The sequence below is a fragment of the Streptomyces sp. NBC_01439 genome (assembly GCF_036227605.1).
In the GTDB taxonomy this organism is placed as follows: domain Bacteria; phylum Actinomycetota; class Actinomycetes; order Streptomycetales; family Streptomycetaceae; genus Streptomyces.
This window is the reverse complement of record NZ_CP109487.1, coordinates 4,092,549-4,110,448: the sequence shown is the minus strand read 5'-3', so window position 1 is coordinate 4,110,448 and position 17,900 is coordinate 4,092,549. Positions and strand designations below refer to the sequence as shown.

At 71.1% G+C, this 17,900-nt stretch carries 19 protein-coding genes; 10 read left to right on the top strand and 9 right to left on the bottom strand.

The genetic code is table 11. From position 1 onward, the window contains the following. Positions 1 to 16: 16 nt before the first annotated feature. The 3 genes from rimI to OG207_RS17995 are packed head-to-tail and all read left to right on the top strand — an operon-like array spanning position 17 to position 1,891. Entirely contained in the window at positions 17 to 496 is a 480-nt protein-coding gene (rimI, locus tag OG207_RS18005; protein WP_329107717.1) for a ribosomal protein S18-alanine N-acetyltransferase, read from the top strand. Beyond that, complete coding sequence (gene tsaD, locus OG207_RS18000; protein WP_329099547.1) at positions 489 to 1,622, top strand: tRNA (adenosine(37)-N6)-threonylcarbamoyltransferase complex transferase subunit TsaD; 1,134 nt, start codon at positions 489 to 491, stop codon at positions 1,620 to 1,622. Before rimI ends, tsaD begins: the two co-directional genes overlap by 8 nt. After that, positions 1,619 to 1,891 (top strand): hypothetical protein, encoded by a 273-nt coding sequence (locus OG207_RS17995; protein WP_328789154.1) that lies wholly within the window; start codon positions 1,619 to 1,621, stop codon positions 1,889 to 1,891. Before tsaD ends, OG207_RS17995 begins: the two co-directional genes overlap by 4 nt. A 200-nt stretch (positions 1,892 to 2,091) precedes the next feature. Here OG207_RS17995 and OG207_RS17990 read toward each other — a convergent pair whose 3' ends face one another. Next, a complete protein-coding gene (locus OG207_RS17990; RefSeq protein ID WP_329099546.1) occupies positions 2,092 to 3,312 on the bottom strand; it encodes a class I SAM-dependent methyltransferase in 1,221 nt (406 codons plus the stop codon). Between the two features lie 281 nt (positions 3,313 to 3,593). On the opposite strand from OG207_RS17990, the gene OG207_RS17985 reads away from it, so the two are divergent. Continuing rightward, positions 3,594 to 4,454, top strand: coding sequence for a polysaccharide deacetylase family protein (locus OG207_RS17985; RefSeq protein WP_329099545.1), 861 nt, complete (start codon positions 3,594 to 3,596; stop codon positions 4,452 to 4,454). Next, the gene (locus OG207_RS17980; RefSeq protein ID WP_329099544.1) at positions 4,451 to 5,332 is read left to right on the top strand and encodes a polysaccharide deacetylase family protein; all 882 of its coding nucleotides are present in this window, start codon (positions 4,451 to 4,453) and stop codon (positions 5,330 to 5,332) included. The genes OG207_RS17985 and OG207_RS17980 overlap by 4 nt, the downstream gene beginning before the upstream one ends. A 446-nt stretch (positions 5,333 to 5,778) precedes the next feature. On the opposite strand, the gene OG207_RS17975 is transcribed toward OG207_RS17980, so the two are convergent. Continuing rightward, positions 5,779 to 6,063 (bottom strand): hypothetical protein, encoded by a 285-nt coding sequence (locus tag OG207_RS17975; RefSeq protein WP_266603972.1) that lies wholly within the window; start codon positions 6,061 to 6,063, stop codon positions 5,779 to 5,781. A gap of 421 nt (positions 6,064 to 6,484) precedes the next feature. Between OG207_RS17975 and OG207_RS17970 the strand changes: the two genes are divergently transcribed. After that, on the top strand, positions 6,485 to 6,850 hold the full coding sequence (locus OG207_RS17970) for a hypothetical protein (RefSeq protein WP_329099543.1): 366 nt from the start codon (positions 6,485 to 6,487) through the stop codon (positions 6,848 to 6,850). Here OG207_RS17970 and OG207_RS17965 read toward each other — a convergent pair. Beyond that, positions 6,847 to 7,605 carry a GntR family transcriptional regulator gene (locus tag OG207_RS17965; protein WP_329099542.1) on the bottom strand — a complete coding sequence of 253 codons (759 nt, stop codon included), beginning with the start codon at positions 7,603 to 7,605 and terminating at the stop codon, positions 6,847 to 6,849. The genes OG207_RS17970 and OG207_RS17965 overlap by 4 nt on opposite strands. Positions 7,606 to 7,796: 191 nt before the next feature. Between OG207_RS17965 and OG207_RS17960 the strand changes: the two genes are divergently transcribed. Further along, on the top strand, positions 7,797 to 7,952 hold the full coding sequence (locus OG207_RS17960; RefSeq protein WP_329099541.1) for a hypothetical protein: 156 nt from the start codon (positions 7,797 to 7,799) through the stop codon (positions 7,950 to 7,952). Continuing rightward, on the top strand, positions 7,945 to 8,154 hold the full coding sequence (locus OG207_RS17955; protein WP_329099540.1) for a hypothetical protein: 210 nt from the start codon (positions 7,945 to 7,947) through the stop codon (positions 8,152 to 8,154). The genes OG207_RS17960 and OG207_RS17955 overlap by 8 nt, the downstream gene beginning before the upstream one ends. Before the next feature lie 306 nt (positions 8,155 to 8,460). Here the strand turns inward: OG207_RS17955 and OG207_RS17950 are convergent, their stop codons facing one another. Genes OG207_RS17950 through OG207_RS17935 form a run of 4 tightly spaced genes read right to left on the bottom strand, consistent with a single transcriptional unit; the run spans position 8,461 to position 13,195 of the window. Further along, the gene (locus OG207_RS17950) at positions 8,461 to 9,855 is read right to left on the bottom strand and encodes an FtsW/RodA/SpoVE family cell cycle protein (RefSeq protein ID WP_329099539.1); all 1,395 of its coding nucleotides are present in this window, start codon (positions 9,853 to 9,855) and stop codon (positions 8,461 to 8,463) included. Continuing rightward, on the bottom strand, positions 9,843 to 11,087 hold the full coding sequence (locus OG207_RS17945) for an LCP family protein (RefSeq protein WP_329099538.1): 1,245 nt from the start codon (positions 11,085 to 11,087) through the stop codon (positions 9,843 to 9,845). Before OG207_RS17945 ends, OG207_RS17950 begins: the two co-directional genes overlap by 13 nt. Positions 11,088 to 11,136: 49 nt before the next feature. Next, a complete protein-coding gene (locus OG207_RS17940; RefSeq protein WP_329099537.1) occupies positions 11,137 to 12,495 on the bottom strand; it encodes a sensor histidine kinase in 1,359 nt (452 codons plus the stop codon). 19 nt (positions 12,496 to 12,514) lie between these two features. Then, a complete protein-coding gene (locus tag OG207_RS17935) occupies positions 12,515 to 13,195 on the bottom strand; it encodes a response regulator transcription factor (protein ID WP_329099536.1) in 681 nt (226 codons plus the stop codon). A 977-nt stretch (positions 13,196 to 14,172) separates the two neighbouring features. Here OG207_RS17935 and groES point away from each other — a divergent pair. Both groES and groL read left to right on the top strand, forming a co-directional pair. After that, positions 14,173 to 14,481: a co-chaperone GroES gene (gene groES, locus OG207_RS17930; protein WP_030011064.1), complete on the top strand. Its 309-nt coding sequence runs from the start codon at positions 14,173 to 14,175 to the stop codon at positions 14,479 to 14,481. A 110-nt stretch (positions 14,482 to 14,591) separates the two neighbouring features. Then, complete coding sequence (groL, locus tag OG207_RS17925; protein ID WP_329099535.1) at positions 14,592 to 16,220, top strand: chaperonin GroEL; 1,629 nt, start codon at positions 14,592 to 14,594, stop codon at positions 16,218 to 16,220. Between the two features lie 79 nt (positions 16,221 to 16,299). On the opposite strand, the gene OG207_RS17920 is transcribed toward groL, so the two are convergent. After that, positions 16,300 to 16,995: an ester cyclase gene (locus OG207_RS17920; RefSeq protein WP_329099534.1), complete on the bottom strand. Its 696-nt coding sequence runs from the start codon at positions 16,993 to 16,995 to the stop codon at positions 16,300 to 16,302. A 111-nt stretch (positions 16,996 to 17,106) separates the two neighbouring features. Beyond that, positions 17,107 to 17,880: an SDR family NAD(P)-dependent oxidoreductase gene (locus OG207_RS17915; protein ID WP_329099533.1), complete on the bottom strand. Its 774-nt coding sequence runs from the start codon at positions 17,878 to 17,880 to the stop codon at positions 17,107 to 17,109. Positions 17,881 to 17,900: the final 20 nt, after the last annotated feature.

The following is a 17,900-nucleotide window of genomic DNA, read 5'->3' as shown; positions in this document are numbered from 1 at the left end:
CCATACCGTGCGCGAGATGCGCTGGTGGGACATCGGGCCCGTGCTGGAACTGGAGCACGAGCTGTTCCCCGAGGACGCCTGGTCCGCCGGGATGTTCTGGTCCGAACTCGCCCACGCCCGCGGCCCGCAGGCCACGCGCCGCTACGTCGTCGCCGAGACGCCGGACGGCCGCCTCGTCGGCTACGCCGGACTGGCCGCCGCCGGTGACCTGGCCGACGTACAGACCATCGCGGCCGCGCGCGACCAGTGGGGGACCGGGCTCGGTGCCCGGCTCCTGACCGACCTGCTGCGCGCCGCCACCGCGTTCGAATGTGCCGAGGTGCTGCTGGAGGTACGGGTGGACAACACCCGCGCCCAGAAGCTCTACGAGCGCTTCGGCTTCGAGCCCATCGGCTTCCGGCGCGGCTACTACCAGCCCGGCAACGTCGACGCGCTCGTCATGCGACTGACCGACCCCGCACAAGCACGAACTGAGAGCAGTGAGAGCAATGGCTGACGAACCGCTCGTCCTCGGCATCGAGACCTCCTGCGACGAGACCGGCGTCGGCGTCGTCCGCGGCACCACCCTGCTCGCGGACGCCATCGCGTCGAGCGTCGACGAGCACGCCCGCTTCGGCGGCGTCGTGCCCGAGGTCGCCTCGCGGGCCCATCTGGAGGCGATGGTCCCCACCATCGAGCGCGCCCTGAAGGAGGCCGGGGTCAGCGCCCGCGACCTCGACGGCATCGCCGTCACCGCGGGTCCCGGACTCGCCGGCGCACTGCTCGTGGGCGTCTCGGCGGCCAAGGCCTACGCGTACGCGCTCGGCAAGCCGCTGTACGGGGTCAACCACCTCGCCTCCCACATCTGCGTGGACCAGCTGGAGCACGGACCGCTGCCGGAGCCGACGATGGCCCTGCTGGTGTCCGGCGGGCACTCCTCGCTCCTGCTGGCCCCGGACATCACCTCCGATGTACGGCCGCTCGGTGCGACCATCGACGACGCGGCGGGCGAGGCCTTCGACAAGATCGCGCGCGTGCTCCAGCTGGGCTTCCCCGGCGGCCCGGTCATCGACCGGCTCGCACGCGAGGGCGACCCGAAGGCGATCAACTTCCCGCGCGGGCTGACGGGGCCGCGCGACGCCGCGTACGACTTCTCCTTCTCCGGGCTCAAGACGGCCGTCGCCCGCTGGATCGAGGCGAAGCGCAACGCGGGCGAGGACGTACCGGTGCGCGATGTGGCGGCGTCCTTCCAGGAGGCCGTGGTGGACGTGCTGACGCGCAAGGCGATCCGGGCGTGCAAGGACGAGGGCGTCGACCACCTGATGATCGGCGGCGGCGTCGCGGCCAACTCCCGACTGCGCTCGCTGGCGCAGGAGCGGTGCGACGCCGCGGGGATCGTGCTGCGCGTGCCGAGGCCGAAGCTGTGCACGGACAACGGCGCGATGGTCGCGGCGCTGGGCGCGGAGATGGTCAAGCGGAACCGGCCGGCATCGGACTGGGACCTGTCGGCGGACTCCTCGCTGCCGGTGACGGACCCGCACGTGCCGGGTACCGGGCAGGCGCACGGGCACGCGCACTCCCACTCCCACTCGCACGATCACGACCACGTGCACGAACTGAGCAAGGACAACCTGTACTCGTGAGCACCGTCGCGCTGATGTGGGAGGCCCGGGCCGCCGACGGCCGGGGCAACGAGCTGCTGGAGTGGGCCCGCGCCCAGGTCCTCGCCCGGGAGCCGGTGCGCCGCGAGGTGTTCCGGGCCCCGCAGGACCGGGTCCTCGTGATCACCTGGTGGGAGGCCGCCGAGGGCGTGGCCGCCGACCTCCCCGAGCTGCCCGAACCCGCGGCCGACCTGATCACGCGGGCGGTGCACCGCTGGCGGTTCGAGTCGGTGGAGGTCGACGGAGCCTGACCGGCGGCGGCCCGGCCCGGCCGAGTGGCCCGGGCCCACCCCGCACTGCCGGACCGGACAGGGCCCGACCTGCACCGCCGGCCCCGTCCGACCTGTCACGGTCCGCCCGGCCCGACACGTCTGGGCCCGCGCGGCCTGTCGCGGTCTGACACGTCGCGGTCCGACCTGCCCGCCCCGGCTCGTGGGGCCGGACCCGCATCTCACCGGCCGGGCGTCGCCGCAGGCGGTACGGCAGGCGGTACGGCAGGCGGTACGGCCGGGGCGCCGATGAGCATCGAGGGAGCCCCCGCCACCCGGGTCAGGAAGACGGTCGCGGAGTGCGGCCCCTGCGGCTTGACCTTCCTGCGCAGCTCCTCGGGCTCGATCGCCGAGCCGCGCTTCTTCACGGTCAGGATGCCGACCCCGCGCTCGCGCAGCAGTGCTTTCAGCTTCTTCAGGCCGAAGGGCAGCACGTCGGTGATCTCGTACGCCGTCGCGTACGGCGTCGCGCGCAGCTCGTCGGCGGTGATGTACGCGATGGTCGGGTCGATCAGCCGGCCGCCCAGCTGCCCGGCGACCTCGGCGACGAGGTGGGCGCGGATGACGGCGCCATCGGGTTCGTAGAGCCAGCGGCCGACCGGCCCGGCCTCCGGATCGGGCAGCGGATCGGCGGTGTGCAGCTCGCGCGGTCCGGGGAGCAGGGTCGCGCGCACGGTTCCCGGTGCGGTTCCGAACCAGAGCACGGCCTCCTTGACGTCCCCCTGGTCGGAGATCCACTCGGCCTCGGCCTCCGCGGGCACGGCCTCGTGCGGGATCCCGGGGGCGATCTTGATGGCGGCGTACTTCGCCGCACGGGCCGTCTCCACCGCCCACGACAGCGGCGGCGAGTACGACTCCGGGTCGAAGATCCGGCCGCGCCCCCCGCGCCGGGCCGGGTCGATGAAGACGGCGTCGTAGCCGGCGGTGTCCACCTCCGTCACGTCCGCCTCCCGGACCTCGATCAGGTCCGCCAGCCCCAGCGCCTCGGCATTGGCCCGCGCGACGGCGACCGTGAGCGGGTCGTGGTCCACCGCGAGCACCCGGATGCCGAGCCGGGCCAGGGCCAGGGCGTCGCCGCCGATGCCGCAGCACAGGTCCGCAAGGCTCCGTACGCCGAGGGCGGCGAGCCGCTCGGCCCGGTACGAGGCCACGGACGCGCGGGTGGCCATCTCACCACCGCCGGGCGTGAAGTACATCCGGAAGGCGTCCTCGGCGCCGAACTTCGCCACGGCGCGCTGCCGCAGCCGGGCCTGCCCGAGCGCGGCGGAGACCAGGGCGGCGGGGTGCTCGCGGCGCAACCGGGTGGCGACGGCCAGCTCCTGGGAGGGGTCGTAGTCGCGGAGCGAGTCGAGGAGGGTCCGGCCCTCGGGGGTGAGCAGGGCGGCGAAGTCTTCGGGGGTCACGGGTCCATTGTCGCGGGTCCGTTGTCGGCGATGGGCCGGCGATGGGCCGGCCCGGGAGCGGTCCGGGCGGGACGGGACGAGCATGGGGAGGGGGTGGGGGAACGGGTCCTGCGGTGGACGCTGTGGGCCAGTCGAAGGAAGGTCCGACCGCGTTCGCGGTGTCTTCCGGGGAGTCCGTGTGTCGGGTGCCAGGATGCGCTGCTATGCAGCTAGTCCGACAAAAAGGAAATAAGTCGCAACAAGGTCACCGGTACGCGGCAGGTCCGCGCGGCCGGTTCGGGGTGGCCGTGGCAGCCCTGCTCGTCGCCGCCCTCGGGACGGCGTGCGGCTCCGGGGACTCCGGGCCGGACAAGGCCGCGAAGGCGAAGGCCGCGGAGGCGGGCGCCGCGGGCGCGCTCAGCGCCGCTGAGAAGGCCAAGGCGGCCCAGCAGGCGCGCGTCGCCGCGGCGAAGAAGTGGGGGCTGCGCAAGACCCCGCTCGCGGCCCCGCCGGCGCCGAAGCAGAAGCCCGAGATCCACACGCGCGACGGATTCGAGGTGGAGGACCAGGAGGAGTACCCGAACGTCTTCACCACGGTCCCGACCGAGGACAAGGTCGTCTTCCTGACGATCGACGACGGCTCGGAGAAGGACCCCGAGTTCCTGAAGATGATGCAGGAGCTCAAGATCCCCTACACGGCCTTCCTCAGCGACTACGTCGTACGGGACAACTACCCGTACTTCAAGCAGATGCAGGCCGCCGGCGTCACCCTGAACAACCACACGCTCAACCACCGCTACATGCCGGGCCTCTCGTACGAGCAGCAGCGCGAGGAGATCTGCGGGCAGCAGGACACGATCCAGAAGCAGTTCGGCAAGCGGCCGACCCTCTTCCGGCCGCCGTACGGCAATTACAACCAGGACACGCTGCGCGCGGCGAAGTCCTGCGGCATCAAGGCGGTCCCGCTGTGGAACGCGGAGGCGTTCACCAACCGGATGGACTACCGGGAATGGGACCGCGACCTGCACCCCGGTGACATCATCCTCACGCACTTCCGGGGCAAGGAGGACTGGAAGGGCACGATGCCTGACATGATCCGTCATGTCATGAAGACCGTCACGGACAAGGGATACGCCGTGGCCCGCCTGGAGGACTATCTGTGAAGCACGCGCGCCGGTTGGTAGCCGGAACACTGGCGGCCGGCGCGCTCGCGCTGTCCCTGACGGGGTGCGGGGACAGCGCGGCCCCCACCGAGCGACTGGCCGGCAAGACGGCGCAGCCCACACCGGAGGCCGGTGGCGCCACGCCGTCGACGGCCTCGCCGTCTCCTGCGCCGGGGGGCGCCTCCGACGAGGCGTACAAGAAGTGGGGCCTGACGGCCCCCCTCCAGTACGCGCCCAAGCCGGCCCAGAAGCCGCAGGTTCCGAAGCCGGGCCCGGGCAAGGTCCCGGTGATAGACCGAATACCCGTCCCGGCGGACGACAAGGTCGTCTTCCTGACCTTCGACGACGGCGCGGAGAAGGACCCCGAATTCCTGAAGATGGCGGCCGACCTCAAGCTGCCGATCAGCATGTTCCTCACGGACAGCGTGGCTTCGTCGGACTACGGGTACTTCGAGAAGATCCGCGACAACGGCTCGGCGAGCACGATAAACAACCACACGCTGACGCACCCGAACCTGCGGACCTTCTCCTTCGCGGCGCAGAAGAAGGAGATATGCGGCCAGCAGGAACGCCTCGAGAAGCACTTCGGCCAGCGCCCGCCGTTCTTCCGCCCGCCCTTCGGCAACTACAACGACGACACCCTCCGGGCGGCCTCGGAGTGCGGAGTCTCGTCCCTGGTGCTCTGGCGGGTCTCGATGCAGATCAACAACTTCCAGTATGCCGAGGGCTCCGCCCTCAAGCCGGGCGACATCGTCCTGGCCCACTTTCGCGGCCCCGGTGAACTCAAGGGCACCACGGAAACCCAGATGACGACGCGCATGCTCCAGCGCATCCAGGAACAGGGCTTCCGCATCGGCCGCCTGGAGGACTACCTGTAGGAGCGGCTCCGGGGCGGGGTTCCGGTGCGGGGTCCCGGTGCGGCGGGGCGGTATCAGGCAGGCGCGACGGGGGTTTCGGGGGCGGGATCCGCCGGGGCGGTATCGGAGTTGCGTATGGGGTTTTCCCGTCAGTCCGATCGTCTCCGTGTCGGGACGGTCCCTCAAGGGCGCTCCTTCGTCGCGTCGCTTCGCGATGGCCTACGGCCACCCTTGACCGACCGTCCCGCCACGGAGAACCGAAGACTGCCGAGAAACCCCCAAAAGAACGGGCCGGGACTCCTCCTTCAGGGACGGGCCGTCGGCAACACCCATCCCTGTCGGGCGCGAAGAGCCACGACCGAGAGACGGGCCCATCCCGACCCGGCCCCGGGCCAGTGGGCGCGTCCGATCGCTACGCGCTCCTCACCCCTCAGCGTCTGCAGCCCGTCCTGGGCCGCCTTCGGAACCTAGGCGGAGGCGACGACCTTCCCGGCGGTGACCTGGGGCGGGTTGGGCAGGAACCGGGCCAGGTTGTCGCGGACGAACAGCGCTGCCCGCTCGACCGACTCGTCGGCGCCCGCACGGTCCCGGAAGACACTGGTGGACACCATCACCCCGCCCCCGGCGTCGACCCAGAAGTACGCCACGAATCCGGGGACCTGACGCATGATCGGCACGAACCCCTCGTCGACGATGCGTCCGGCCTCGGCCGGGTCGGTCACGCCTTCGTAGCGCCGGACAGCTGCGTACATGGTTGATCTCCTCAACGGTGCTCGACGTCCGTCGTTGCGAAGAGGGCCTACCCGCACCGGTCCCGCCCGGCTCGCGCGGCGCCCGGCAATCACCGGAAGGGACCCGCCCGGTCGCGCGAACGGGCGCCATGGGGTGCGGCCACGGACGCCGCCGTACTCCACCGCAGGACCACCATGCACGACGAGTGCCTGCCACCGGACCTCGTCGACCGGCTCCTCGCCCTCGGGCACGACGACGTGGTGCGCGGCCAGGCCTTGGCGGAGGACGGCGACTGGTTCTGCGCCCGCGCCTGGGCACGCCTGCTGGCCGACCGGGGCGCGCCGTCCGAGGCCCTGGAGGTACTGGCCCCCTACGTCGACACCGGCTGGTGGACGGCGACCGCCGAAGCGGCGCGGCTGCTGGAGGCCGGTGGTCGCGTCGATGAGGCCGTCTCCCTCGCCCACCTCGCTCAAGGCCCGGCCGGGCGGGGAGGAGTGGGAGCTGTCCCGGCTGCGCGGGCCCCTCCTGGCCGCGTCCGGCCGACTCGACGACGCGCTGGCGCTCGCACACCCCGAGGGCGCGAGCCCTTACGCGAAGAAGGACCTGGCCCACCTGCTGATCGACGCCGGACGCCCGGAGGAGGCCGTCACCCTGCTGGAAACGGACCGCCTGGATCACCGGCGGACCCTCGGCCCGCTCCTGGTGGAGCTGGGCCGCGTAGCGGAGGCGGTGACGCTCCTGCGGACCCCCAGCCCCCACGTCCCGCCGCCCGAGCCGTCGGGCTACAGCGACTGCCCGCCCTTCTAGGCGTCGAAGTCGTACTCCAGCACGTAGGCGGCGGAGTCGAGCGTCATCTCGTTGACCTCGACGACCCGCCCGCCCCCGGCGAACGCGGTGCGCACGATCTGGATCACGGGCGTGCCCGTCGAAAGCGAGAGCCGCTCGGCCTCGGCGGCCGAAGGCATCCGGGACCGCACCTCCTCCCGGAAACGAACGGGCCCGTGCCCCAGCTCGGCCAGCCGCGCGTACGTCCCGCCGGGACCGGTGTCGACTTGCGTGATGGCGGAGTCCCCGACGACGTCGGCCGGCAGGTACGACACCGCGAAGAGCGCGGGCTTGCCGTCGAGCACGAAACGGCGGCTGCGCACCCACACCCGAGTCCCCGCCGGAACGCCGAGTGCGTCGCAGACACGGTCGTCCGCCTCCCCTTCGCGCACCTCGACCTGGTCGACGACCAGCTCCCGGTCCTCGGACTCATCGGACCAGATCGACCGCCCCGCACCCCACTGCTCCTGCGCCAGCCGCTGAATACCGCGCCGCCGCAGGGGCCTGAACGCCCGGACGAAGACGCCGGCGCCCTTCCGGGCCTCCGCGAGTCCTTCGTTCTGCAGTACGCCGAGGGCCTGGCGCGCGGTCATCCGCGCGACCTCGTAGGTGGCCATGAGGTCGTTCTCACCCGGCAGCCGGTCGCCCGGACCGTACTCGCCCGCCTGAATGGCCGTCCTCAGCGCATCGGCGATCCGCCGGTATTTCGGCTGACGGCTGCTGCCCTGGCTGGTCATGAAACCGATCACTCCTTCTCCTCTCTAGACACCCTAGGGCCAGAGGTGAGGCACCGCACGCACCAGCGGCGGCCCCCCTTCCCATGGCATCTCTAGAGAACTATTGACGGATCGAGGCAGGGTCGGCTGTAGTGAATACATCTCTAGAGAGGCCGATCGTGGGGTGGCCTCATGAGTGAGGAGTGATCTGTATGTCGCAGCATCGCGATGTCTTCACCGTCGACACGGGCGACGCCCTCCCGGTGAGGGTGGCCGTCATATGCGAGCCCAGCGAAGACCTGCTCGGGCGGGCGCTGGTCGGCTGGGAGCGCTTCCTCAGCACCTTGCAAGGGGCGGCCGATGAGTGAGCGGTACGAATACGTGCCTCACCGTCTCCTGCGCCGCCGTGTCCGCGGCATCGCTTCCGGCGCCGAGGGCGAGCTGATGGCCGTGGTCAACGACAACGTCTCGGACGCCTACACCGAGCACTGGGTGGAACTGGCCTACATCCGTGGCCCGTCCGGGCGCGAATTCACCACGTCCGCCGCCAACGTCGAGCCCGCCGAATGAGGCCCCCGCGAAGACCGTGATCAGCCCGGTACGGGCGCCGGACACGTCCACGGAGACGCGCTGAGCGATCCGAGGCGGCCCATGCCCAGCCCCAGACGTCCGTCGGACGCGGGTCGAGCGTCGGGCCGGGGCCGTGGGCGGCCTATGCCCGACCCAAGACGGCCGTCGGACGCTGAGGGGTGAGGAGCGCGTAGCGATGTGGTGCGCCCACCGACCCGGCAGGTGGCTGTCATGGGCCCCGTCTCGGGACGTGCCCTGCCGGGAACCCCCGTACACGTCCCCGACGCTGGCCAAGAGCCCCGCCCCCTACACCCGCACCACCGGCGTGATCGTCGTTTCTACCGGGCCGTGGGTGTCCGCCTCGCGTTGGCGTTCCGCGCTGTCGCTGATGCGCAGGAGCAGGGCGATCATGACCCAGTTGGCCAGGAGGGACGAGCCGCCCTTGGCGAGGAAGGGCAGGGCCTTGCCCGTCAGGGGGATCAGGCCCGTCACGCCGCCCGCGACCACGAAGACCTGCAGGGCCAGCGCCGCCGCCAGGCCCACCGCGAGCAGTTTGCCGAAGGGGTCGCGCGCGCCGAGGGCCATCCGCAGCCCCCGCTGCACGAGGAGCGCGTAGAGGATCAGTACGGCCATGACCCCGGCCAGGCCGAGCTCCTCGCCCACCGTCGTGAGGATGAAGTCGCTGCGCCCGGCGAACTTGATCAGCTCGGGGTGGCCCATGCCGAGGCCGGTCCCCGAGATGCCGCCCGTGCCGAAGCTGAACAGGGCCTGCGCCGACTGGTCCGAGGTGATGCCCGGGGGAGGGGTGTCCCAGTAGACGGAGAGCGGGTTCAACCAGGCCGCCACGCGCGCCTTGACGTGCGGCTCCGTCGAGCCGACGACGAAGGCGCCCGCCGAGGCCATGAGCACGCCGCACACGATCCAGCTGGTGCGCTCGGTGGCGACGTACAGCATCACCACGAAGACGCCGAAGAAGATCAGTGACGTGCCCAGGTCGCGCTCGAAGATCAGCACCAGCATCGAGAGGATCCACACCGTGGCGATGGGGCCGAGCTGCCGCATCGGGGGCAATCGCATGCCCAGGAACCTGCGGCCCGTCAGGGCCAGCGAGTCCCGGTGGATGACCAGGTACCCGGCGAAGAAGATCGCGATCATGATCTTCACGAACTCGCCGGGCTGGACCGAGAAGCCGAAGAGGATGATCCACCGCTTGGCGCCGTACGTGTCCGCGCCGAAGAACGCCGGCGCGATCAGCAGTACCAGCGCGACGGCCATCGTGATGTAGATGAACCGCTGGAGCAGCCGGTGGTCGCGCAACAGGGCCAGCACCGCGATGCAGGCGGCGACGCCGACCACCGTCCACAACAGCTGGCCCGGGGCGTTCGCGTCCGAGTTCCACCGCTCGATGTAGCCCTGGTCGAGCCGGTGGATCAGTACGAGTCCCAGGCCGGTCAGCAGCATGGCGAGCGGGAAGATCAACGGGTCCGCGTAGGCCGCGAACCGGCGTATCCCCAGGTGCCCCACCAGCGATAGCAGGGTCATGCTGATGGTGAAGTCGACGAATTTGGGCGGCAGCTCGCCGTTCATGGCGAGGCCCGCGGCGGCGTGGCCGAACACGGCGATGGCGATGACGAAGACCAGGAGCAGCGCCTCGGTGCGGCGGCGGGCGACCGCCGACGTCAGGGGTTTCAGTCCACGCACGGGATGCCGCCACCCTCCTTGGGGGCGGACGGCGAGGGCGGCGGGGGCGCCGCATCGGGCGAGGACGAAGGTGAGGACGAGGACGAAGGCGAGAACGGCGACGGGGACGGGGGCGAGGACGTGGCGCCCGATGCACCGGCGTCAGCGGAAGCTTCGGGTCCGATCTGTTCGGCAATGAGGCGCTTTATCTTCATATCATCTACGACGTTGATGTCCTCCCCATGGTTCCTCCCGAAACCTTCGATGGGAAGTGTCGTGAATTGCGCCTTCCCGCCGGACAGGTTCTTCGCCTGCTTCACGAACGCGAGGAGATCCCAGCCTTCGTCCGTGACCACGTCCTGTTTGGCGGCGTCGATCAGTTTGATCAGATTCGCCGGGTCGGTGAAGGTCCCGGCCGAGTTCAGCTTCTTCGTCGCGCCCGCGAGAAAGGCCTGCTGGCGCTTGGTCCGGTCCAGGTCACCCCTGTCCAAGCCGTGCCGCTGCCGCACGAAGGCGAGCGACTGCCGGCCGTCGAGCGTCTGTGGGCCCGCCGGGAAGTCGGCGCCCGAGTACGTGTCCTTCACCGCCTTGTTCAGGCACACCGGTACCCCGCCCAGCGCGTCCGCGAGGTGGTAGAAACCGGCCAGATTCAGCTCGGCGAAGTGATCGATGGGGACCCCCAGGAAGTTCCGCACCGTCTCGATCTGTGCCGCGCGCCCCGCCTCCCGGCCCTCCCGCTCTAGCTGCCGGACGTCCTTGACCCCCCGCGCGGCGAGCTGCTCCTGCTTCTTCTCCTTCGCCAGCCCGTACGCCTTCTTGATCTTGTCCTTGCCGTGGCCGGGTATGTCGACGAAGTCGTCGCGCGGCACCGAGAAGGCCTTCGCCCGGCCGCCGTCCCCGGGTACGTGCAGCAGGATCAGGGTGTTCGCGTTGTAGCCGCCGATGTCCGAACTGCCGGCGTGCAGCTTGTCGAGGACCTCCTCCGGCAGTTTCTCGCCGTTCTGGTCCCGGCGGCTGTCCAGGCCCATGAGCAGGATGTTGCTGTCGCCGGACGTGGACTTCTCCGCGCCTTCGAGGGCCTTGGAGCTGCCGATGCCGGCGGCGAGGTCGCGGTACAGGTACCAGGCTCCGCCGCCCGTCAGGCCCACCAGCGCGCAACCGGTGACCAGCAGCGTGCGGCCCAGCCGCCGCCGGCGGCGGGCCGGGTGGCGGCGGCGGGATCGGGTCGTCGGCTTCCTCCGGTGCGCGCTCATGCCTGCCGATGCTGACGCAGGTCCGCTGAAGGAATCCTGAGGCGCCGGCCTACGGGATGCGCAGCACCAGCCGAGCGCCCCCGGCGGGCGCCGGCAGCGCGCGTACGTCGCCCCCGTGCGCCCGCGCGATCTCCCGGGCGATGGCCAGGCCCAGCCCGGTTCCGCCGCTGGCCCGGCCGCGGTCCGCGTCCAGCCGTACGAAGCGTTCGAAGACCCGGTCCCGGTCCGCCTCCGGGATGCCGGGGCCGTCGTCCGTGACCTCCAGCACCGTCCATCCGTCGTGCGCCGCCGCCCGTACGACCACCTCGGCGCTGGCGTACCGCAGGGCGTTGTCCACGAGGTTGGCCAGGGCCCGTTCCAGCCGCGCCGGGTCCCCGGAGGCCGGTACGGGCGCCCGCGCGTCCAGCCGTAGCGCGATCCGCGAGCCACCCCGCCGCGCCGCGTCCTCCGCGGCCAGCAGGGCCAGGTCCACCGGCTCGCTCCGCGGCGCCGACGCCGGTCCGCCGTCGAGGCGGGCCAGCAGTAGCAGGTCCGCCGCGACGGCCTGGAGCCGCTCGGTATCGGCCAGCGCGGCCGCGACCGACTCCCGGTCGGGGCGGTCCATGGCGAGGGCCACCTCGAGCCGGGACCGGACGGCGGCCAGCGGGTTGCGCAGCTCGTGGGAGGCGTCCGCGGTGAACTGCCGCTGCCGGGCGTCGGAACGCTCCAGCCGGTCCAGGGTTTCGTTGACGCTCCGGGCCAGCTGCGCGATCTCGTCCACCCCGCCCGGGTCCGGAACTCGCCGGTCCAGCTCGCTCGCCGTGACCGCCGCCAGTTCGGAGCGGATCGCGCTCACCGGGCGCAGCGCGCGGCCGGTCACCCACCAGGCGAGGGCGGCGGCGAAGCCGGTCAGCGGGGGCGCCCCCGCGAGCAGCCCGACCGCGACGGCCCGGGGCGCGTCGTCCACGTCGCCGAGCACGGTCATCGCGTACACCGTGTGCGCCCCCGGCGCCTCGACGACGACCACCGCACGCCGTTCCCCGCCGGAGTGCGCCGGCGGGAGCACGGCCGACCGGGAGTCGTCACCGGGGCCGGGCAGTGGGGCGCCGCCGAGGTCGGGGGCGTGCTTCGGATCGCCGGTGGACGCGACCGTCCGCCCGGCCGCGTCCCGTACGAGGACCAGGTCCACTCCGCTCTCGGGCGCGGCCAGCCGTCCGCCGGTCGGCAGGGTCCGGTTGTCGAGCTGGGCGGCGACCTTGCGGGCGGCGAGCTCGGCGCGGCCGGTGGTGTTCTCGAGGAGGTTGGCCCGGAGCAGGGCGTGCAACCACAGCCCGCCGCCGGCGAGGACGGCGGCCATCGCGAGTGCGGCGGCCGCGGCGGTGCGCGCCCGGATGCCGGGTCGCCTGCGGCGGGCGGCTTCACGGCGCACGGGATCCGCCCGCCGGGGCCTAACCACCGTCGGGGGCCATCCGGTAGCCGGTTCCGTGGACGGTGCGGATCGAGTGGCGGCCGAAGGGTGCGTCGATCTTCTTGCGCAGCGAGGAGACGTACACCTCCACGATGTTCGGGTCGATGCCGTGCGGGGTGTCCCAGACCTCGTCCAGGATGTCCTGCTTGGCGACGGCCCGGCCGGGCTGCTCCATCAGACAAGCGAGGACGCCCAGTTCGCGGGCGGTCAGTTCGATGTCCCGGTCACCGCGGCGGCAGCGGCGGCCCTGCGGGTCCAGGACGAGGTCGCCGGCCTGCAGGGTGCCGCGGTCCGGCGTGCCGGCGCGGCGTGCCACCGCCCGGATCCGGGCGGCCAGGACCACGGAGGAGAACGGCTTGGTGAGGTAGTCGTCGGCGCCGGAGTCCAGACCCTCGGCCTCGTCGTACTCGCCGTCGCGGGCGGTGAGCATCAGGACCGGGGTGGTGTCGCCGTGGGCGCGCATGCGGGTGCAGATCGCGTGGCCGCTGGGACCCGGGAGCATCAGGTCGAGCAGGACGACGTCGTACGGGCCACCGGCGAGGGCGAGGTCGAGCCCGCGGTGGCCGTCGTGGGCGACGTCGACGCGGTGGCCGTCGGCGGAGAGGCCGCGCCGCAGGGATTCGGCGAGGCCTTCTTCGTCTTCGACCACGAGGATGCGCACGGCTCAAGCGTCACATATCGACGCGTTTGCCGTGAGGCCTGGTCGGCGGTGCGCGGGGTCCGGATCCTCGCCGGGCTCTGCCCGGGCCCGCGCCGTTGCCCTGCGGGCTGCTTGGTCGTGTTGCTGCCGTCTGCCGGGCGCTGCCCGGGCCCGCGCCTCAATCGCCGGCGAGGCTGAATGGGCGGGCCCGCGCCTCGGCGGGTGGGCGGGGTTGGGGGTGGCGGGTTGTTGGTGTGGGTCGGTCCGGGGGGCCGTGGTGGGGTGTCTCCTCGGCTCGGCGCGTGCGGGCACGTCTCGGTTGTGCTCGGTGGTAGCGCCTCGTCCTGCGGGGACACCCCACCACGTCCCCCCTCCCCTCAGCCGCACAAACCCACAGGGAAGCCCCTCACTGACCTGTTGGCGCCGCAGGCCCACCGGGAAACACACCGCTCCCCCCGGGCGGTGCAGGCCCATGGGGAAGGGGGCTGCTCACCCGTTGGCGGTGCAGGCCCATCGGGAACGGGGTCAGTCACCCGTTGGGGGTGCAGGTTCATGGGCAGGTGGGGGACAAGGTTGGGCTGTCGGAGCCGTGCCGTGGGGTGGGGACACGGAGGAGGGTCCCCGCAGGACGAGCGCGCAACCCAGGCCGAACGGCAGAACCGCGGCCGCCTGGCGCGAGCCGAGGAGACCCTCCTGCGGGGCACCGCCCCACCCTTTGAAGCCCCGCCGGCGTTTGAGGCGAACCACCTCGACACGAGGGAAACGTGCCACCGAGCCGCAAATCCGCCGAGCCCCCCGCAGGAGCCCCGCAACACCCGGCGTCGAGAATTGGCACTCCGCTTGACCGAGTGCTAATCGCCGGAATAGTCTCGCACCTGGCACTCACCCCCGGTGAGTGCCAACACAGCGACAGGCAGGTCCGGCACCCGCGACGACGGATCGACCTGGTCGCCACCTCAGACAGTTAACCCCGGATCTCCGAAGGGGGAGGTCGGATCGTGACGACCGCCAGCTCCAAGGTTGCCATCAAGCCGCTTGAGGACCGCATTGTGGTCCAGCCGCTCGACGCCGAGCAGACCACGGCCTCCGGCCTGGTCATCCCGGACACCGCGAAGGAGAAGCCCCAGGAGGGCGTCGTCCTCGCGGTGGGCCCGGGTCGCTTCGAGGACGGCCAGCGTCTCCCGCTGGACGTCACCGTCGGCGACATCGTGCTGTACAGCAAGTACGGCGGCACCGAAGTGAAGTACAGCGGCGAGGAGTACCTCGTCCTCTCGGCTCGCGACGTGCTCGCGATCGTCGAGAAGTAATTCGCTTCAAGAAGTTTGCTTGAGCTGCGCCCCTGGTCACCCCGCTGATTGCCGGGCGGCGAGGGGCGCGGTTCGTTAAACCTAGTTTTCGAGAGGGCTGAACCGCTCCCATGGCGAAGATCCTGAAGTTCGACGAGGACGCCCGTCGCGCCCTCGAGCGCGGCGTCAACAAGCTTGCCGACACGGTCAAGGTGACGATCGGCCCCAAGGGCCGCAACGTCGTCATCGACAAGAAGTTCGGCGCCCCCACCATCACCAACGACGGTGTCACCATCGCCCGCGAGGTCGAGCTGGACGACCCGTACGAGAACCTGGGCGCGCAGCTCGTGAAGGAGGTGGCGACCAAGACCAACGACATCGCGGGTGACGGCACCACCACCGCCACCGTGCTGGCCCAGGCGCTGGTCCGCGAGGGTCTGCGCAACGTCGCCGCGGGTGCTTCCCCGGCCGCCCTGAAGAAGGGCATCGACGCCGCGGTCAAGGCCGTGTCCGAGGAGCTCCTCGCGACCGCCCGCCCGATCGAGGACAAGTCCGACATCGCCGCCGTGGCCGCGCTCTCCGCGCAGGACCAGCAGGTCGGCGAGCTCATCGCCGAGGCGATGGACAAGGTCGGCAAGGACGGTGTCATCACCGTCGAGGAGTCCAACACCTTCGGCCTGGAGCTGGAGTTCACCGAGGGCATGGCCTTCGACAAGGGCTACCTCTCGCCGTACATGGTCTCCGACCAGGAGCGTATGGAGGCCGTCCTCGACGACCCGTACATCCTGATCAACCAGGGCAAGATCTCCTCGATCCAGGACCTGCTGCCGCTGCTGGAGAAGGTCATCCAGGCCGGCGCCTCCAAGCCGCTGCTGATCATCGCCGAGGACGTCGAGGGCGAGGCGCTCTCCACCCTCGTCGTCAACAAGATCCGCGGCACCTTCAACGCGGTGGCCGTCAAGGCCCCCGGCTTCGGTGACCGTCGCAAGGCGATGCTCCAGGACATGGCCACCCTCACCGGTGCCACCGTCATCGCCGAGGAGGTCGGCCTCAAGCTCGACCAGGCCGGTCTTGACGTACTGGGCTCCGCCCGCCGCGTGACCATCTCCAAGGACGACACCACCATCGTCGACGGTGGCGGCAGCTCCGACGAGGTCCTCGGCCGCGTCAACCAGATCAAGGCCGAGATCGAGTCGACCGACTCGGACTGGGACCGCGAGAAGCTGCAGGAGCGCCTGGCGAAGCTCGCCGGCGGCGTCTGCGTCATCAAGGTCGGCGCCGCCACCGAGGTGGAGCTCAAGGAGAAGAAGCACCGTCTCGAGGACGCCATCTCGGCGACCCGCGCCGCGGTCGAGGAGGGCATCGTCTCCGGCGGTGGCTCCGCGCTCGTCCACGCCGTGAAGGTCCTCGAGGGCAACCTCGGCCTGTCGGGCGACGAGGCCACCGGTGTCGCGGTCGTGCGCCGCGCCGCCGTCGAGCCGCTGCGCTGGATCGCCGAGAACGCCGGTCTCGAGGGTTACGTCATCACCTCGAAGGTCGCCGAGCTCGACAAGGGCCAGGGCTTCAACGCCGCCACCGGCGAGTACGGCGACCTGGTCAAGGCCGGCGTCATCGACCCGGTGAAGGTCACCCGTTCCGCGCTGGAGAACGCCGCCTCCATCGCCTCCCTGCTGCTCACGACCGAGACCCTGGTCGTCGAGAAGCCGGCGGAGGACGAGGGCGACGCCGGTCACGGCCACGGTCACGGCCACAGCCACTGATCGCGCGCACCACGCCGGGAAGGCCCCGTTCCGCAGTCGCGGAGCGGGGCCTTCCCGTTGCCTTCCCCGTGATGGGGCCTCAGGTTCCGTACGGCGAACCCGTTCCGCCCATCTGCTGTTGCAGGGCTCCGGGGTTGTAGTGCCACCAGCCCTCGATGATCTCTCCTTCTAGGCACCGGAACGTGGTGCTCCCGGACATCTCGTACGTCTTCCCGGTCGGTGCGACCCCCATGAACGAGCCCTTGTGGGTACCGCGCCACTTCCAGACCGTCGTGACCATGTCGCCCTCGGCCAGCTGGGCCGTCGGCTCGAAGGTCATGTCGAAGCCCGCGCGCCACGTCTCCATGTCCGACTTCATGGCCTCGCGTCCGATGACGGTGGACTCCGCCCTGCTGGCGTCGTGGTCGATGTAGTTCGTCGCGAAGCACTCGTCGAGGACGCTCATGTTCCCGGCCATGGCCGCTTCTTCGAACACCCGGTTGGCGAGCTGCTTGTTGAGGTGTTCGTCGCGGACCACGTCGAGGTTCATGAACTTCGGCATGCCTTCGCAGAGGGCCACCATTTCCTGGAACATCCGGTCCGTCTCGGGGAGGTGGGAGTTCTTCATGGCCTCCTCGTACGAGGCGAACTCCACCATGTCCACGTAGTGGTTCCGGGCCTCGCGGTCCTGGCCGATCATCGTGTGCGTGGCGGTGCGCCGGCCGCTGCTCTGCTCCGCCCAGCGGTCGATGAGCGCGTTCATCTCGTCGAACCGCCTGGTCTCATAATCGATCACTTGTACGAATGTCATCGCGTCGCCTCCCGCGCTGGATGGGACAGGTCCAGTTTAGGGAGATTTCCCCCGGTTGGCCGCTCGTGAAGGGGCCCCGCGGGGCGCCCTCCAGGGCTACTGGGGGCCGTACTTGCGGCCCGTGCGCGAGGACACCCCGCCCAGCAGTCCGCGCGGCGTCAGCTTCACCACGCCCATCAGCGCCTTGTACCGCGGGTCCGGGATCGACACCGTCTTCCCGCGGGCCAGGTCGGCCAGGGCCGCGGTCACCAGCTTGTCGGCGTCCAGCCACATCCAGCCGGGGATGTTGTCCGTGCCCATGCCGGCCCGCTGGTGGAACTCCGTCCGGACGAAGCCGGGGCACAGGGCCATCAGCCGCACCCCGGAGCCCGCCAGGTCCCGCGCCGCACCCTGGGTGAACTGCACGACCCAGGCCTTGCTCGCCCCGTACGTGCCGCGCGGTACGAAGGCGGCCACCGAGGCCACGTTGATCACGCCGCCCCGGCCGCGCGAGCGCATCGATTCCGTGGCCGCCGAGGTCAGCCGCAGGACCGCCTCGACGTGCACCTTCAGCATGGTCAACTCGTCGGCCATGGAGACTTCGAGGTAGCGGCCCTTGTTGCCGAAGCCCGCGTTGTTGACCAGCAGGTCCACCGGGTGGGTGCGGTCGTCGAGGCGGTCCTCGACCGCCGCGATGCCCTCCTCCGTGGAGAGGTCGGCGGCCAGCACCTCGGCCTCGATGCCGTGCCGGTCGTGCAGCTCGGTGGCCTGCTCGCCGAGCCGCTTCGTGTCGCGCGCCACCAGCACCAGATTGTGCCCCTGGGCGGCCAGCCGCCGGGCGAAGGCGGCGCCGATGCCCGCCGTGGATCCCGTAATCAACGCAGTCGTCATAGGCGCAACCTAGCTTCCCG

Excerpts from the sequence above, each read along its gene's own strand:
- rimI (WP_329107717.1), top strand. The coding sequence starts at position 17 with ATGCGCTGGTGGGACATCGGGCCCGTGCTGGAACTGGAGCACGAGCTG.
- tsaD (WP_329099547.1), top strand. The coding sequence starts at position 489 with ATGGCTGACGAACCGCTCGTCCTCGGCATCGAGACCTCCTGCGACGAG.
- OG207_RS17975 (WP_266603972.1), bottom strand. The coding sequence starts at position 6,063 with ATGTACGCAGCTGTCCGGCGCTACGAAGGCGTGACCGACCCGGCCGAG.
- OG207_RS17970 (WP_329099543.1), top strand. The coding sequence starts at position 6,485 with ATGAGGCCGTCTCCCTCGCCCACCTCGCTCAAGGCCCGGCCGGGCGGG.
- OG207_RS17965 (WP_329099542.1), bottom strand. The coding sequence starts at position 7,605 with ATGACCAGCCAGGGCAGCAGCCGTCAGCCGAAATACCGGCGGATCGCC.
- OG207_RS17960 (WP_329099541.1), top strand. The coding sequence starts at position 7,797 with ATGTCGCAGCATCGCGATGTCTTCACCGTCGACACGGGCGACGCCCTC.
- OG207_RS17955 (WP_329099540.1), top strand. The coding sequence starts at position 7,945 with ATGAGTGAGCGGTACGAATACGTGCCTCACCGTCTCCTGCGCCGCCGT.
- OG207_RS17945 (WP_329099538.1), bottom strand. The coding sequence starts at position 11,087 with ATGAGCGCGCACCGGAGGAAGCCGACGACCCGATCCCGCCGCCGCCAC.
- groL (WP_329099535.1), top strand. The coding sequence starts at position 14,592 with ATGGCGAAGATCCTGAAGTTCGACGAGGACGCCCGTCGCGCCCTCGAG.
- OG207_RS17915 (WP_329099533.1), bottom strand. The coding sequence starts at position 17,880 with ATGACGACTGCGTTGATTACGGGATCCACGGCGGGCATCGGCGCCGCC.